This window comes from Pseudomonas sp. B19125, assembly GCF_044218855.1.
Lineage (GTDB): Bacteria > Pseudomonadota > Gammaproteobacteria > Pseudomonadales > Pseudomonadaceae > Aquipseudomonas > Aquipseudomonas edaphica.
The window spans coordinates 5,991,707-6,005,690 of the sequence record NZ_CP162589.1; the positions used below are offsets into that span (position 1 = coordinate 5,991,707).

The following is a 13,984-nucleotide window of genomic DNA, read 5'->3' on the forward strand; positions in this document are numbered from 1 at the left end:
TATGCATAAATCGCAGGCAATAAAAAACGCCCAGCTCCGTGAGGAGTTGGGCGTTTTTGTGGAACGTAAAGCGAATTAACGCTTCGAGTACTGCGGACGCTTACGCGCTTTACGCAGACCGACTTTCTTACGTTCAACTTCACGAGCATCGCGAGTTACGAAGCCAGCTTTGCGCAGAGCGCCACGCAGGGTTTCGTCGTACTGCATCAGAGCGCGAGTGATACCGTGGCGGATTGCGCCAGCTTGACCACTTACACCGCCACCGATAACGGTGACGTAGATGTCGAACTTTTCAACAGTCTCGGTCAGTTCCAGCGGCTGACGAACTACCATGCGGGCAGTTTCGCGACCGAAGAAGTTTTCCAGAGTGCGGTTGTTGATCGAGATGTTACCAGTACCCGGACGCAGGAAAACGCGAGCGGTAGCGGTTTTGCGACGGCCAGTGCCGTAATTTTGAGTCGCCGACATAATGAACTATTCCGTTAAAACTTCAGTTCTTGGGGCTGCTGAGCAGCATGAGGGTGTACAGCGCCCGCATAGACTTTCAGCTTGCGAAACATATCGCGACCCAGTGGGCCCTTAGGCAGCATACCTTTGACCGCGATTTCGATCGGGGCTTCAGGCTTCTTGGAGATCAGGCCTTCGAAGTTCGAAGACTTGATACCGCCTGGGAAACCGGAGTGACGGTAGTACATTTTGTCTTGCGCTTTGTTGCCGGTAACACGTACCTGCTCGGCGTTGATGATGACAATGTAGTCACCGGTGTCAACGTGAGGGGTGTACTCAGGCTTGTGCTTGCCACGCAGACGGCTGGCGACTTCAGTGGCCAGACGACCCAGGGTCTGACCAGCGGCGTCGACGACAAACCAGTCGCGCTGAACTGTTTCCGGTTTTGCAGTAAAAGTTGTCATTCTTTAATAGCCTCAGGGGCCGCCCTGTAAATTAGACGGCGGATCTTACTGAATAGTGCGTACTTTGACAAGTCAAAGGCAGCCGGATACAGACGCTATCGGGGGCTCGGGTCGGCGCGTCCGTTCAACGGCAAGATTCTTCGGCAGGCGGCGCATCACTTCCACTGCAGAAAGAGGTGGGCAATTATGCAGATTGCGAAAAAAAATTCAACCTGCTTTTATGATTGTTTTCCCCGAAGGAGTACCCGATGGATTATCGACAGCTGGGCCGCACCGATCTGAACGTAAGCGCGATCGCCTTGGGCACCATGACTTGGGGTGAGCAGAACAGCGAGGCAGAGGCCTTCGCACAGATCGAACGGGCCAAGGCCGCAGGGATCAACTTCCTCGACACCGCAGAAATGTACCCGGTGCCGCCCAAGGCCGACACCTATGCCACCACCGAGCGTTATATCGGTAATTACTTCAAGAGCCGCGGCGACCGTGCCGACTGGATCCTCGCCAGCAAGATCGCCGGCCCCGGCAATACCATCGACTATATCCGCGACGGCCACCTGCGCCACAACCGCAAGCACATCGTCGACGCCCTGGATGCCAGCCTCAAACGCCTGCAAACCGACTGGATCGACCTCTACCAGTTGCACTGGCCGGAGCGCAGCACCAACTTCTTTGGCCAATTGAGCTACAAGCACAAGGACGAAGACGACCTGACCCCGCTGGAAGAAACCCTCGAGGCGCTGGACGAGCAGGTAAAAGCCGGCAAGATCCGCCACATCGGCCTGTCCAACGAAACCCCGTGGGGCACCATGAAGTTCCTGGCCCTGGCCGAAGCCCGTGGCTGGACCCGCGCCGTGTCGATCCAGAACCCCTACAACCTGCTCAACCGCAGCTTTGAAGTGGGTTTGGCGGAAGTGGCTATTCGCGAGCAATGCGGCTTGCTGGCCTATTCGCCGCTGGCATTCGGCATGCTCAGCGGCAAATACGAAAATGGCGCCCGCCCGGCCAAGGCGCGCCTCACCGAGTACAGCCGTTTCAGCCGCTACTTCAACCCGCAGTCGGAAGCCGCGTGCAGCCGTTATGTGGCCCTGGCGCGGGAACATGGCCTGGACCCGGCGCAGATGGCGCTGGCATTTGTGACGCAACAGCCGTTTGTGACCAGTAATATTATTGGGGCCACGAGCCTGGAGCAGCTGGACAGCAACATTGCCAGTGCTGATTTGAAGCTGTCCAAGGAAGTGCTGGAAGGGATTGAGGCGATTCAGAAGGATCATCCGAACCCAGCGCCTTGATTGAGCCGAAATGATCGTTCCCACGCTCTGCGTGGGAATGCCGCCCTGGACGCTCCGCGTCCGCGCTTGAAGGTATGACGCAGAGCGTCACCGGATGCATTCCCACGCAGAGCGTGGGAACGATCCGATGGGCGTCAAAGCGCCCGCGCAATAATCTCCTTCATGATCTCATTGGTCCCCGCATAAATGCGCTGCACCCGCGCATCCGCCCAAGCCCGCGCAATCGGGTATTCCCACATAAAGCCGTAGCCACCGTGCAACTGCACGCACTCGTCGAGCACCTTGCATTGCAGGTCCGTGGCCCAGTACTTGGCCATCGCGGCAGTGGGCACATCAAGCTTGCCTTCCAGGTGCAGCGCCATGCATTTGTCGACAAACACGCGGCCGATCTGAATCTCGGTGGCCATCTCCGCCAGTTTGAATCGAGTGTTTTGAAAGTCGGCAATCGCCTTGCCGAACGCCTTGCGCTCGCGGGTGTAGTCCAGGGTCCACTGCAGCGCGGCTTCGGCGGATGACAGCGCGCCAATCGCCACCGTCAGGCGCTCCTGAGGCAGTTCCTGCATCAGGTAGGCGAAGCCCATGCCCGCCTGGCCCAGCAGGTTTTCCTTGGGCACGCGTACATCCTGAAAGAACAGTTCCGAGGTGTCCTGGGCCTTCATGCCGACCTTCTCCAGGCGCTTGCCCTTGTCGAAGCCCGGCGTATCGGCTTCCACCAGAAACAGGCTGGTGCCCTTGGCGCCGGCCTTGGGGTCGGTCTTGGCCACGACAATGACCAGCTCGGCGAGGTAGCCGTTGGTGATGAAGGTCTTGGAGCCGTTGATCACATACTCATCGCCGTCCAACACGGCGGTGGTCTTGACGCCCTGCAAGTCAGAGCCGGCGCCCGGTTCGGTCATCGCAATGGCCGTGACCATCTCGCCGGAGATCAATTTGGGCAGGTACTTTTGCTTCAGTGCCTCACTGCCGTAATGCAGGATGTACGGCGCGACGATGTCCGAATGCAGGGAAAAGCCAATGCCGGTAAGGCCCAGGCGGCTGATCTCTTCGATCACCACCGCGCTGTACAAAAAGTCCGCGCCCAGCCCGCCATATTCTTCCGGCAGATGGGAGCACAGCATCCCCGCCTCCCCCGCCTTGCTCCACAGGTTACGGTCGATGTAACCCTGCTTTTCCCACTGCCCATGGAACGGCGCGGCGTGTTTTTCGAGGAAGGTACGCACGCTCTCGCGGAAGAGTTCGTGCTCCGAGCTGAACAAGGTTCTGGGGATCATGGGTCACCTGCGTGGATTGTCGGACAAAGACCAGCCCACAGAGCCTATGCCGCGAAGGCGTCACAGGACACTGGACACATGCGACAAAAAATAAGACGATCCAGCCGTCTGGTGACCACTTTCCCCTATAAGAATAAATGAAATTATGTCTAACCAAATCTCCACGCCCTTGCGGCGCGTCAGCATTTTGGCCATTGATCGGGTATTCGCTTCCACCCTCATGCAAGCCAAGGATTTCTTCCACCTCGCCAGCCTGCGTTACGGCAAGCAGCAAGGCCTGGGCCTGACCCCGGCATTTGAAACGCGCCTGGTCAGCCCCGACGGGCAATCGGTACGCAGCTTCAGCGATGTGATCATGCCGGTGGACGGCGGCCTGGAAAACGCCGACATCATCGTGTTGCCGGCCTTCTGGGACGACTTCGACGCGCTGTGCACCCGTTACCCGCAAGTGCTGCCCTGGCTGCGCGAGCAACATGCGCGTGGCGCGGTGCTGTGCGGCGAAGCCACCGGGGTGTTCTGGCTCGCCGAAGCCGGGTTGCTCGATGGCAAGGAGGCGACCACTTACTGGCGCTTCTTCAACGCCTTCAGCGAGCGTTTCCCCAAGGTACAGCTCAACCAGGACAAGCACCTCACCGACGCCGACAACCTGTACTGCGCCGGCGGCACCACCTCGGCGTGCGACCTTTACATCTACCTGATCGAACGCTTCTGCGGCGCCAACATTGCCCAGGCCGTGGCCCGCGACATTCTTTACGAAGTGCAGCGCAGCTACGCGCCAGGGCGCATCGGTTTTGGCGGGCAGAAGCTGCACCAGGACGTGATCATCCTGCAGATCCAGCACTGGCTGGAAGAGCACTTTGCCGACAAGTTCCGCTTCGAAGACGTCGCCCGGGAACACGGCATGAGCATCCGTAACTTCATGCGCCGCTTCCAGACGGCCACCGGCGACAAGCCGCTGCATTACCTGCAAAGGCTGCGCATCGAGACGGCCAAAGGCCTGCTTTCAGGCAGCCGCAAGAGCATCAAGACCATCAGCTATGAAGTGGGATACGACGATGCGAGCTTCTTCGCGCGGCTGTTCAGGCAGCACACCGAGCTGTCGCCGAACCAGTATCGCCAGCAGTTCCAGCAAGCCGCCTGACCCAAAGTAAACACAAACCCATGTGGGAGCTGGCTTGCCTGCGATGGCGGTGGATCAGTGAGTACATTTGTTCCTGAACCACCGCCATCGCGGGCAAGCCCGGCTCCCACAGGTGATCTCCATTGTTCTGGAGAACACCCATAAAAAAAATGCCTGCATCACTGCAGACCGCGTAAGCCAAGGTAACCACAAACCCATGTGGGAGCTGGCTTGCCTGCGATGGCGGTGGATCAGTGAGTACATTTGTTCCTGAACCACCGCCATCGCGGGCAAGCCCGGCTCCCACAGGTGATCTCCATTGTTCTGGAGAACACCCATAAAAAAGGCCTGCATCACTGCAGGCCGCGTAAGCCAAGGTAACCACAAACCCATGTGGGAGCTGGCTTGCCTGCGATGGCGGTGTATCAGTGAGTACATTTGTTCCTGACCCACCGCCATCGCGGGCAAGCCCGGCTCCCACAGGTGATCTCCATTGTTATGGAGAACACCCATAAAAAAGGCCTGCATCACTGCAGGCCGCGTAAGCCAAGGTAACCACAAACCCATGTGGGAGCTGGCTTGCCTGCGATAGCGGTGTATCAGTGAGTACATTTGTTCCTGACCCACCGCCATCGCGGGCAAGCCCGGCTCCCACATTTGATCTCCATTGTTATGGAGAACACCCATAAAAAAGGCCTGCATCACTGCAGGCCTTGGTCATTTCATGCACATCGCTTACGGCTTGTGCCCGCGCGACAGGAACTCGTGGGACTGCATCTCCAGCAAGCGGCTCAGCGTGCGCTGGAATTCGAAGTTCAAGCGACCGCCCGTGTAGAGGTCCTTGAGCTCGACTTCGGCCGAGATGATCAGCTTGACGTTACGGTCGTAGAATTCGTCGACCATGTTGATGAACCGGCGCGCAATGTCGTCCGTGGTGACGCTCATTTGCTCCACACCGCTCAAGATCACCGCGTGGAAGATCTTGCCCAGCTCGATGTAGTCGTTCTGGCTACGCGGGCCGTCGCAGAGCTGGCGGAACTCGAACCAGGCCACGTCATCGCAGGTACGCAGGGCGATGATTTCGCGGTTCTCGATCATCAGCTTGTCGTTTTCCACCGCCTGGGTGCATTCCGGCGTCAGCGCGCGGAAGCTCTTTTTCAGGCTTTCATGCGCCGCTTCATTCAGCGGGAAGTGGAACAGCTCGGCCTGCTCAAGGTGACGCAAACGATAGTCGACGCCGCTGTCGACGTTGACGATTTCGGTGTTCTGCTTGATCAGCGCGATGGCCGGCAGGAAACGTGCGCGTTGCAGGCCGTCCTTGTACAAGCCATCGGGAACGATGTTCGAGGTGGCGACCAGGGTCACGCCGTTCTTGAACAGCTCTTCCATCAAGGTACCGAGGATCATGGCATCGGTAATGTCGGAGACGAAGAACTCATCGAAGCAGATCACCCTTGCCTCTTCGGAGAAGCGCTTGGCGATGATGGTCAGCGGGTTTTTCTCGCCCGGCAGGGTCTTCATCTCTTCGTGCACACGCTTCATGAAGCGGTGGAAGTGCGTACGGACCTTTTCCTTGAACGGCAGCGCTTCGAAGAAGGTGTCGACCAGATAAGTCTTGCCGCGGCCCACGCCACCCCAGAAATACAGGCCTTTGACCGGCGTGTGGTCTTTCTTGCCAAACAGCTTGCTGAACATCCCTGGCTTGTTGTGCGAGGCCGCGACCAGGTCGTCGTACAGGCGCTGCAAATGACGCACCGCATTTTCCTGGGCCGCGTCATGGAAGAATTCAGGGCGTTTCAGATCAGCTTGATATCGTTCTAGGGGCGTCATAATTTCGTTAGCAAGGCAACAAAAACGGGCCGTCACTGTAACGACGGCCCTGGATAATGGCAATCAACCCTTGGTCGGGTTAATCCTCGATGGGGGTCAACGCAACGCGCAAGGCGGCGATGGCAGCATCACGCGACGTTTCGTCGGCAAATTCAGCGCTGTCGGCCACGGCAGCACCGTCCAGCCATACGCTGAAGCCTGTGGCCTCAGTGCGTACGTCCAGCGCGTCGCCGCTTTGCAGTTGCTTGGTCACTGCGCCCGCCGCTTTGCCGTCGGCAAAGTTGCGCGACAACAGCAATTGCTCGCCATCGGCCGACAGCAGGCGGAAGCGGAAGCTGCCGTCGTCTTCACGGAAGCTCACGAAGCGCGCAGCCTTCGCGGCTTTCTTCTTGGCCGCCACCGGCGCGGCGGCCTGGTTGACGAACGAGCGCAGGCCCACGGCTTCACGCAGCTCGGCAAGGAACGGCGCGGCCACGGCGCGGGCTTTCTTGGCGCCGATCAGCAGCAGGTCTTCCATGTCCGAGGGGCGCGACATCAACTGGTGGTAACGCTCACGCGGCTCGCTCAGTTGGCTGTCGAGCAGTTGGAACAGGCGGCTCTTCGCCTCGCCCCAGCCCAGGCCTTGCAGCAGATCGGCGCGGAACTCTTGTTCCTGAGCCTTGCTGGCAAACGCCTGGAACAAGGTGAACAGATGCGAATTGTCCGGGTCCTTGGCTTCGCCGGGCGCACGCGAGTCGGTGACGATCCGCGAGATCGCGTCTTTCATGTCCTTGGCGCTGGTGAACAACGGGATGGTGTTGTCGTAGCTCTTGGACATCTTGCGGCCATCGAGGCCTGGCAAAGTGGCGACGCTTTCTTCGATCAACGCCTCAGGCATGGTGAAGAATTCTTTACCGTTGCCGAACAGGTGGTTGAAACGCTGGCCGATGTCGCGGGCCATTTCCACGTGCTGGATCTGGTCACGGCCGACCGGCACCTTGTGCGCGTTGAACATCAGGATGTCCGCCGCCATCAGCACCGGGTAGCTGTACAGGCCCATGCTGATGCCCGCGTCCGGGTCTTCGCCGGCTTCAACGTTCTTGTCCACCGAGGCCTTGTAGGCATGGGCGCGGTTGAGCAGGCCCTTGGCGGCAACACAGGTCAGCAGCCAGGTCAGTTCAGGGATTTCCGGGATGTCGGACTGGCGATAGAAGGTCACCCGGTTCACATCCAGGCCACCGGCGAGCCAGGTCGCGGCGATTTCCATGCGCGAGCGCTGGATGCGCTGCGGGTCATCGCACTTGATCAGGGCGTGGTAGTCGGCCAAGAAGTAGAAGGAATCGGCATTCGCGTCCTGGCTGGCGAGGATCGCAGGGCGGATCGCACCGGCGTAGTTGCCCAGGTGCGGCGTGCCGGTGGTAGTGATGCCGGTGAGAATACGGGTACGAGTCGTCATGGGTAATCGCTTATCAGACTGCTATCAATTCGAGAGGCGCGGCAGCACCAGATCCTTGAGGTCGGTGAGCTTGCCATGAAAAAAGTGTCCGCATTCTGCCACTTTCAGCAGCTCATGGGGGCGTTTCAGGGCGGCGGACCAGTCGTACACGGTCTGTGGGTCGACCACTTCGTCGGTTTCCGGCTGGATCAGGGTTAACGGGCAGCCTTGGGGCAGCACGTCGCTATCGCGCAGGCGCATCACCGCAGCGGCAACCATGAACAGGTGCGCAAGCTTTTCGCCCTTGGCTTCCAGGCGGCCACCGAGGCTGGCCGCGACGTAGCCGCCGAAGGAAAAGCCGAGCAAAGTGATCGGCAGCTCGGGGTGCTTTTCCCGCAGCCAGGTGGCGGCCGCCTCGGCATCATCCACCTCACCGGTGGCCATGTCGTGAGTACCGGCGCTCGCGCCGACGCCACGGTAATTGAAACGTAAAGTAATCAAACCAGCATCGCGGGCAGTGCGTTGCAGGGTCGAAACGACTTTATTGAGCATGGTCCCGCCTTGCACCGGGTTAGGGTGGCAGATCAGCGCCAGGCCACGTGGCTCGGGGTGATCCAGGTACAAGGCTTCCAATTGGCCCACCGGGCCAGCGATCAAAACGGGGGTTTCACGCATGAGCAAGGGATGAACTCCGTGACCTCTCAAAGGGTCGACTCGTCTAGCTAAAAGTCTGTGCATGGCATCATTGCGAGCTTAATCGCGGTATACAGCGCAGGTTTGAGCCGTTAACGTAAAGCAAAGCCGTTTATAGAGGAAGGACTCGTGGAACACTCGCTCTTAGTTTGGTTGTTGCCGACTCTTGCCCTGGTTGCCGGTGTCGCCATTGGATTCCTGGTTGCCCGCCTGCTGCCGAATGCCGCGCCTAACCGCACGCAGCGTCAGCTGGATGACATTCAGGAACGTTTTGACAGTTATCAGAACGAGGTTGTTACCCACTTCAACAGCACCGCGACCCTGGTCAAGAAGCTCACCCAGAGCTACCAGGAAGTACAGGATCATCTCGCCGATGGCGCCAACCGCCTCGCCCTCGACGACATCACCCGCCAGCGCCTGCTGGCCGCGCTGCATTCCGATGCACCGCAAGCCCCACGGGAGCGCCTGACGCCACCGCGGGAAAACCAGGAGCCGCCACGGGACTACGCGCCAAAAACGCCGAACGCCCCAGGCATGCTGGATGAGCATTACGGTTTGAAGAAGTAAGTTTTTTCAAACACTAAAAAGCCCGGTTGATCGATGATCAGCCGGGCTTTTTTGTGGGCCTCAATCAAGCAGGCGACACCGGTCAACTGTGGGAGCTGGCTTGCCTGCGATAGCGGTGTATCAGCAAAGCTTCCATTGCCTACACACCGCCATCGCGGGCAAGCCCGACTCCCACATTGACCGCGTAAGACCTTAAGCCGGTTGTTGCTCCTGCAACAGCCCGCCTTCAATCCGCACATGCCGCCCATGAAAACGCTTGAGGCTGCTGCGATGGCCGACACTGACGATGCTCACGCCCGGCAGTTCATCGATCAGCGCTTGATACAGGTTCGCTTCATCCTCTTCATCCATCGCCGAGGTGGCTTCGTCCATGTACAGCCACTGCGGCGCGAACAATAAGGCACGCGCAAAGGCCAGACGTTGCTGCTCACCGGGCGAGAGCATGCGTTGCCAATGGTTGGCCTCATCCAGACGGCTGACCAGATGGGGCAAGCGGCAGGTTTCCAGGACCTGTGCATAACGTTCGGCCGGGTAGGTGCTGTCGTCTTGTGGATAACTCAACACGGCCTTCAGGCTGCCAATCGGCAAGTAAGGCTTTTGCGGCAGGAACAGATAACGCGCCGCCGGCAGGCAAATGCTGCCGTGGCCCGCCGGCCACAAGGCGCCCATGGCGCGCAGCAATGTACTTTTACCGCTACCGGAACGCCCACTGAGCATCACACGCTGGCCAGGCTCTACCGTCATGTCGGCGTCGGTGAGCAGGTGGCGGCCGTCGGCCAGGTCCATGCCCAGGTCTTTGACCACCAGTTGCTCGCCTTGCGGGCGCACATCGATGGCCGGAGCACGTTGTTCGTTGTGGCTCATGGCCTCATGGAAACTCAGCAGACGGTCACTGCTGGCACGCCAGCTGGCGAGGTCGGAGTAAGCGGTGATAAACCAGCTGAAGTTGCCCTGCACATTGCCGAACGCCGAGTTGATTTGCATCAGCTCGCCCAGTTCGATCTTGCCGGCGAAATAGCGCGGTGCCGCCACGATAAATGCAAAGACAACCGCGATCTGCTCATAGCCTGCGGTGAAGAATGTCAGGCGCTTGGACACCTTCATGATGTCCCAATAGTTGTGCCAGACCTTGCCGAACCGCGCACTCAAACGTTGATTCTCGTTTGACTCGCCATTGTACAAAGCAATGCTTTCGGCATTTTCCCGCACGCGCACCATGGAGAAACGCAAGTCTGCTTCGAACCGTTGCTGCTGGTTGCTAAGGCCGATCAAACGACGGCCGATCAGGTGCGTCAGCCAACTGCCGACGGCGGCATACAGCAATGCGCACCAGAACATGTAGCCGGGGATGGTGATACCGAAGACTTCGATGCTGCCCGACACGCCCCACAAGATAATCGAGAACGACACCAGACTGACCACATTGCGCAGCAGGCCCAAACCCAGAGCTAATGTGTTCAAGGTAAAGCTATTGAGGTCTTCGGAAATCCGCTGGTCCGGGTTATCGGTGTAGCCGCCCTGCTCCAACTGGTAGTAGTTCTTGTTGTTAAGCCAGCGTGCAAAGTGCTTTTCGGTGAGCCACGCGCGCCAGCGAATGGTCAACATCTGGGTCAGATAGAGGCGGTAGACCGCGCCGAGAATAGCCACTGCAGCGATACCGCAGAAATAGATGATCTGTTGCCAGAAGGCCGCAGTGTCCTTTTTTTCCAGGGCGTTGTAGAAATCCTTGTACCAGTGGTTAAGCCACACGGAAATCGCCACGCTGAACAGCGTCAGACCAATCACCACAGCCAGCAACAACCAGGCCTTGCCCTTCTCTTCACTACGCCAATACGGTGTGATCATCGCCCAGGTTCGGCGCAAGAATTGCCCACGCACCGCGTCGTTGACCGCGGAATACTCAGCGTTCTGATTCATCGTTCAGGCTCTGTAAGAAAATGTGACAGGCGTTTGAACCGATCATAGACGATCGGTTCAGCGCGCTGTGCAGCCTGAAGCAGATTGTTCAGACTTTGTTCAGCGCCGTACAGGACGCTTCTGCAGCTTGCGTTGCAGGGTGCGACGGTGCATGCCCAGGGCACGGGCAGTGGCGGAGATATTGCCTTCGTGTTCGGTGAGCACGCGCTGGATGTGTTCCCACTGCAGGCGGTCCACCGACATCGGGTTTTCCGGCACCAGGGTATCGAGGTCGGCGTGCTCTGAGAGCAACGCAGCCAGCACGTCGTCGGCATCCGCCGGCTTGCACAGGTAGTTGCAGGCGCCGCGCTTGATGGCCTCGACGGCGGTGGCGATGCTGGAGTAACCGGTGAGGATCACCACGCGCATTTCCGGGTCGAGCTCCAGCAGCTTGGGCAGCAGCACCAGGCCGGAGTCGCCATCCATTTTCAGGTCGAGCGCGGCGTAGTCCGGCAGGTCGGCCTGGGCGATGGTCAGGCCTTCTTCAGCCGAACCTGCGGTGCTCACGCGAAAGCCACGACGGCTCATGGCGCGCGCCATCACGCGGGTAAAGGTGGCGTCGTCATCTACCAGCAACAGGTGCGGCAGTTCTTCGCCTTCGACTTGGATCTCGTCACTCATCGATATCTCCTCGTGCGACACGGGGCAGGCGCAGCTCGGTGAGCGTGCCACCTTCCTCATGACTATAGAGCTTCACTGAGCCGCCCGCGCGGGTCACGCTGGCCTTGCTCAAAAACAGGCCGAGGCCGAAGCCTTTGCCCTTGGTGGTAAAGAAGGGTTTGCCGATTTGTTCGGCAATGGCCAGCGGCACGCCCGCGCCGTGGTCACGAATGCTGATGGTGACGTTTTCGGCGTCCCAGTCCAGCTGCACGCCCAAGCCTTCGGGGCAAGCGTCGGCGGCGTTGTTCAGCAGGTTGAGCAAGGCCTGGGTCAGGTCCGGCGGCGGCGCCATGCGCGGCACACTGCCCTGCCCTAATAGATGAAAACGGTAACTGGCTTCGGGGCGCATCAGGTGCCAGCGATTCAGGGCTTCGTCGAGCCACTGGGTCACGTCCTGCATCTCCACCGCCAGGCGGCGATTGGCTTCGGCGGCGCGCACCAGTTGCTGCAAGGTCTGCTTGCATTGCTTGACCTGTTCACGCAGCACGCCGAGATCTTCTTGCAACACCGGGTCGTGATGGTCCTGGGTCATTTCGTTAAGCAGCACGCTCATGGTCGCCAGTGGTGTGCCCAACTCGTGGGCGGCACCCGCGGCCTGGGTGGCGACGGCCAGCAATTGCTGGTCACGCAGGCCTTCTTCGCGGCGAATGGCGCGCAGCTCTTCCTGACGGCGCAGTTCTTCGGCCATGCGTGCAGCGAAGAACGTGATCACTGCAGCAGACAGCGCGAAGCTCAGCCACATCCCGTAGATCTGCAGGTTTTCGCGGGCGATGGGAAAGGTTTGCAACGGATAGAACTGCGCCAGCAGCAAGGTATAGAGCGTCAGCGCAATACCCGACAGCACTACCGAATAGCGCCATGGCAAGGTCACGGCGGCGATGGTCAGTGGCACCAGGTAGTAAGAAACAAACGGGTTGGTGGAACCACCAGAGAAATAAAGCAACACACTGTGGATAAACAGATCGCAGGCCAACTGGAGTGCGTATTCCAGCTCGGTCACAGGCCACGTGGTACGCAGGCGGATGGCCGTGAACGCGCACAGCACAGTGGAAAACGCCAGGGTCACACCCAGTTGCAGCCACGGCAGCGGCAGCAGGTCGAACCAATAGGCAAGCCCGACGGAGCCGGCCTGTGCGGCCAGTACCAGGGTGCGGATGAACGTCAGGCGCCAGAGGTTCTGGCGTGTGGCGGAAGTCAGTTTTACGGCGGCGAGCATGAGCTCTCCCGGTGAGCGCTGCAGGCGGATCGGCACGAGTATAAACGAAGCAGACCCGCTGGCACGGCGCGTGTGGCTCTTTGACGCAGGCCGGCCAAACGACCGTTCGTCGGCGCCATCACAACTTGTAGCGAATGTGTAAACCCGAAGAACCCGATGCCACCGTCTACAGTCATACCCGATACGAACACCTTAAGGAGCTTCCATGTCTCGTTTCACTCGCAGTGCAGCTGTTATCACCCTGGGCGTCGCCACCCTTGCCAGCCTCCCCGCTTTGGCAGCCGAAGGGCTGAACTACAACCAGATTTCCCTGCGCGCCGAGGTCAGCCAGGAGGTTGCTCGCGACAAGATGATCGTCACGCTGTACACCGAATCGCAAAATGCCGACCCGGCCAAGCTTGCTGCCGAAATCACCAACACCATGAACAAGGCGTTGGGCCAGGCACGTGAAGTCAAAGCCGTAACCCTGCGCCAAGGCAGCCGCAACAGCTACCCGATCTACGACAGCAAGAACCAGAAGATCACCGGTTGGCGCGAACGCGCCGAACTGCGTCTGGAAAGCGCCGACTTCCCGGCACTGTCCAAACTCACTGGCGAGCTGTTGAACACCCTGAAAATGGAAAACATGGACTTCGCCATCGCCGACACCACGCGCAAGGCCAGCGAAGATGCGTTGCTCAAGGATGCGGTCGCCGCGTTCAAGGCCCGTGCCCAGCTCGCAACTGACGCGTTGGGTGGCAAGGGCTACAAGATCGTCAACCTGAACTTCAACACCAATGGTTACCCGATGCCTTACGCCCGCAATGGCGGGATGATGATGAAGGCGGCCATGGCGGATTCGGCGCCAACGCCAGAAGTAGAAGCCGGCACCAGCCAGGTCAACATGAGCGCTGACGGCGTGATTGAGGTCTTGCACTAAACCCTTTGCGATATTAGAAACGGCGCAGCCTGACAGGCTGCGCTTTTTTTTGACCGCGCTTATGTCGCCCAACAGCCCCACACCGACATCGCAAAATCACAACTCACATCACCGCGCTCGAACGCCATACAGCAACAT

Annotated in this window: 13 protein-coding genes; 4 read left to right on the forward strand and 9 right to left on the reverse strand. The window is 59.4% G+C overall.

Annotated elements, in window-relative coordinates; genetic code table 11:
• Positions 1-75: 75 nt before the first annotated feature.
• Together rpsI and rplM are read right to left on the reverse strand one after the other, a co-directional pair.
• On the reverse strand, positions 76-468 hold the full coding sequence (gene rpsI / locus AB4P96_RS27430) for a 30S ribosomal protein S9 (protein ID WP_003216038.1): 393 nt from the start codon (positions 466-468) through the stop codon (positions 76-78).
• Positions 469-482: 14 nt separating this feature from the next.
• Entirely contained in the window at positions 483-911 is a 429-nt protein-coding gene (rplM, locus tag AB4P96_RS27435) for a 50S ribosomal protein L13 (protein WP_003171742.1), read from the reverse strand.
• Positions 912-1,159: 248 nt separating this feature from the next.
• Between rplM and AB4P96_RS27440 the strand changes: the two genes are divergently transcribed.
• Positions 1,160-2,200, forward strand: coding sequence for an NADP(H)-dependent aldo-keto reductase (locus AB4P96_RS27440; RefSeq protein WP_017138269.1), 1,041 nt, complete (start codon positions 1,160-1,162; stop codon positions 2,198-2,200).
• Between the two features lie 134 nt (positions 2,201-2,334).
• On the opposite strand, the gene AB4P96_RS27445 is transcribed toward AB4P96_RS27440, so the two are convergent.
• Complete coding sequence (locus AB4P96_RS27445) at positions 2,335-3,471, reverse strand: acyl-CoA dehydrogenase family protein (protein ID WP_056859049.1); 1,137 nt, start codon at positions 3,469-3,471, stop codon at positions 2,335-2,337.
• Positions 3,472-3,691: 220 nt separating this feature from the next.
• Here AB4P96_RS27445 and AB4P96_RS27450 point away from each other — a divergent pair, with 220 nt between their 5' ends.
• A complete protein-coding gene (locus tag AB4P96_RS27450) occupies positions 3,692-4,612 on the forward strand; it encodes a GlxA family transcriptional regulator (protein WP_169986983.1) in 921 nt (306 codons plus the stop codon).
• A gap of 714 nt (positions 4,613-5,326) precedes the next feature.
• On the opposite strand, the gene zapE is transcribed toward AB4P96_RS27450, so the two are convergent.
• The 3 genes from zapE to AB4P96_RS27465 form a co-directional block, all read right to left on the reverse strand.
• Positions 5,327-6,421, reverse strand: a complete 1,095-nt coding sequence (gene zapE, locus AB4P96_RS27455; RefSeq protein ID WP_138451290.1) for a cell division protein ZapE — start codon at positions 6,419-6,421, stop codon at positions 5,327-5,329.
• A 79-nt stretch (positions 6,422-6,500) separates the two neighbouring features.
• Positions 6,501-7,856, reverse strand: coding sequence for a tryptophan--tRNA ligase (locus tag AB4P96_RS27460; RefSeq protein ID WP_236460306.1), 1,356 nt, complete (start codon positions 7,854-7,856; stop codon positions 6,501-6,503).
• Positions 7,857-7,880: 24 nt separating this feature from the next.
• Positions 7,881-8,510, reverse strand: a complete 630-nt coding sequence (locus AB4P96_RS27465) for an alpha/beta hydrolase (RefSeq protein ID WP_138449139.1) — start codon at positions 8,508-8,510, stop codon at positions 7,881-7,883.
• A 147-nt stretch (positions 8,511-8,657) separates the two neighbouring features.
• Here AB4P96_RS27465 and AB4P96_RS27470 point away from each other — a divergent pair, with 147 nt between their 5' ends.
• Positions 8,658-9,095 (forward strand): YhcB family protein, encoded by a 438-nt coding sequence (locus AB4P96_RS27470; RefSeq protein WP_017138275.1) that lies wholly within the window; start codon positions 8,658-8,660, stop codon positions 9,093-9,095.
• 192 nt (positions 9,096-9,287) lie between these two features.
• Here AB4P96_RS27470 and AB4P96_RS27475 read toward each other — a convergent pair whose 3' ends face one another.
• From AB4P96_RS27475 to AB4P96_RS27485, 3 genes are all read right to left on the reverse strand, one after another.
• A complete protein-coding gene (locus tag AB4P96_RS27475) occupies positions 9,288-11,012 on the reverse strand; it encodes an ABC transporter ATP-binding protein/permease (RefSeq protein ID WP_169986872.1) in 1,725 nt (574 codons plus the stop codon).
• A 99-nt stretch (positions 11,013-11,111) separates the two neighbouring features.
• Entirely contained in the window at positions 11,112-11,672 is a 561-nt protein-coding gene (locus AB4P96_RS27480; protein ID WP_003171731.1) for a response regulator transcription factor, read from the reverse strand.
• The gene (locus AB4P96_RS27485) at positions 11,665-12,927 is read right to left on the reverse strand and encodes an ATP-binding protein (RefSeq protein ID WP_017138277.1); all 1,263 of its coding nucleotides are present in this window, start codon (positions 12,925-12,927) and stop codon (positions 11,665-11,667) included. The genes AB4P96_RS27480 and AB4P96_RS27485 overlap by 8 nt, the downstream gene beginning before the upstream one ends.
• A gap of 205 nt (positions 12,928-13,132) precedes the next feature.
• On the opposite strand from AB4P96_RS27485, the gene AB4P96_RS27490 reads away from it, so the two are divergent.
• Positions 13,133-13,846 carry an SIMPL domain-containing protein gene (locus tag AB4P96_RS27490; RefSeq protein WP_017138278.1) on the forward strand — a complete coding sequence of 238 codons (714 nt, stop codon included), beginning with the start codon at positions 13,133-13,135 and terminating at the stop codon, positions 13,844-13,846.
• Positions 13,847-13,984 lie beyond the last annotated feature (138 nt).

What these genes read in the sequence shown, in the direction of transcription:
- rpsI (WP_003216038.1), bottom strand. Translation starts at nt 468, where the DNA reads ATGTCGGCGACTCAAAATTACGGCACTGGCCGTCGCAAAACCGCTACC.
- rplM (WP_003171742.1), bottom strand. Translation starts at nt 911, where the DNA reads ATGACAACTTTTACTGCAAAACCGGAAACAGTTCAGCGCGACTGGTTT.
- AB4P96_RS27440 (WP_017138269.1), top strand. Translation starts at nt 1,160, where the DNA reads ATGGATTATCGACAGCTGGGCCGCACCGATCTGAACGTAAGCGCGATC.
- AB4P96_RS27445 (WP_056859049.1), bottom strand. Translation starts at nt 3,471, where the DNA reads ATGATCCCCAGAACCTTGTTCAGCTCGGAGCACGAACTCTTCCGCGAG.
- AB4P96_RS27450 (WP_169986983.1), top strand. Translation starts at nt 3,692, where the DNA reads ATGCAAGCCAAGGATTTCTTCCACCTCGCCAGCCTGCGTTACGGCAAG.
- zapE (WP_138451290.1), bottom strand. Translation starts at nt 6,421, where the DNA reads ATGACGCCCCTAGAACGATATCAAGCTGATCTGAAACGCCCTGAATTC.
- AB4P96_RS27460 (WP_236460306.1), bottom strand. Translation starts at nt 7,856, where the DNA reads ATGACGACTCGTACCCGTATTCTCACCGGCATCACTACCACCGGCACG.
- AB4P96_RS27465 (WP_138449139.1), bottom strand. Translation starts at nt 8,510, where the DNA reads ATGCGTGAAACCCCCGTTTTGATCGCTGGCCCGGTGGGCCAATTGGAA.
- AB4P96_RS27475 (WP_169986872.1), bottom strand. Translation starts at nt 11,012, where the DNA reads ATGAATCAGAACGCTGAGTATTCCGCGGTCAACGACGCGGTGCGTGGG.
- AB4P96_RS27480 (WP_003171731.1), bottom strand. Translation starts at nt 11,672, where the DNA reads ATGAGTGACGAGATCCAAGTCGAAGGCGAAGAACTGCCGCACCTGTTG.
- AB4P96_RS27485 (WP_017138277.1), bottom strand. Translation starts at nt 12,927, where the DNA reads ATGCTCGCCGCCGTAAAACTGACTTCCGCCACACGCCAGAACCTCTGG.
- AB4P96_RS27490 (WP_017138278.1), top strand. Translation starts at nt 13,133, where the DNA reads ATGTCTCGTTTCACTCGCAGTGCAGCTGTTATCACCCTGGGCGTCGCC.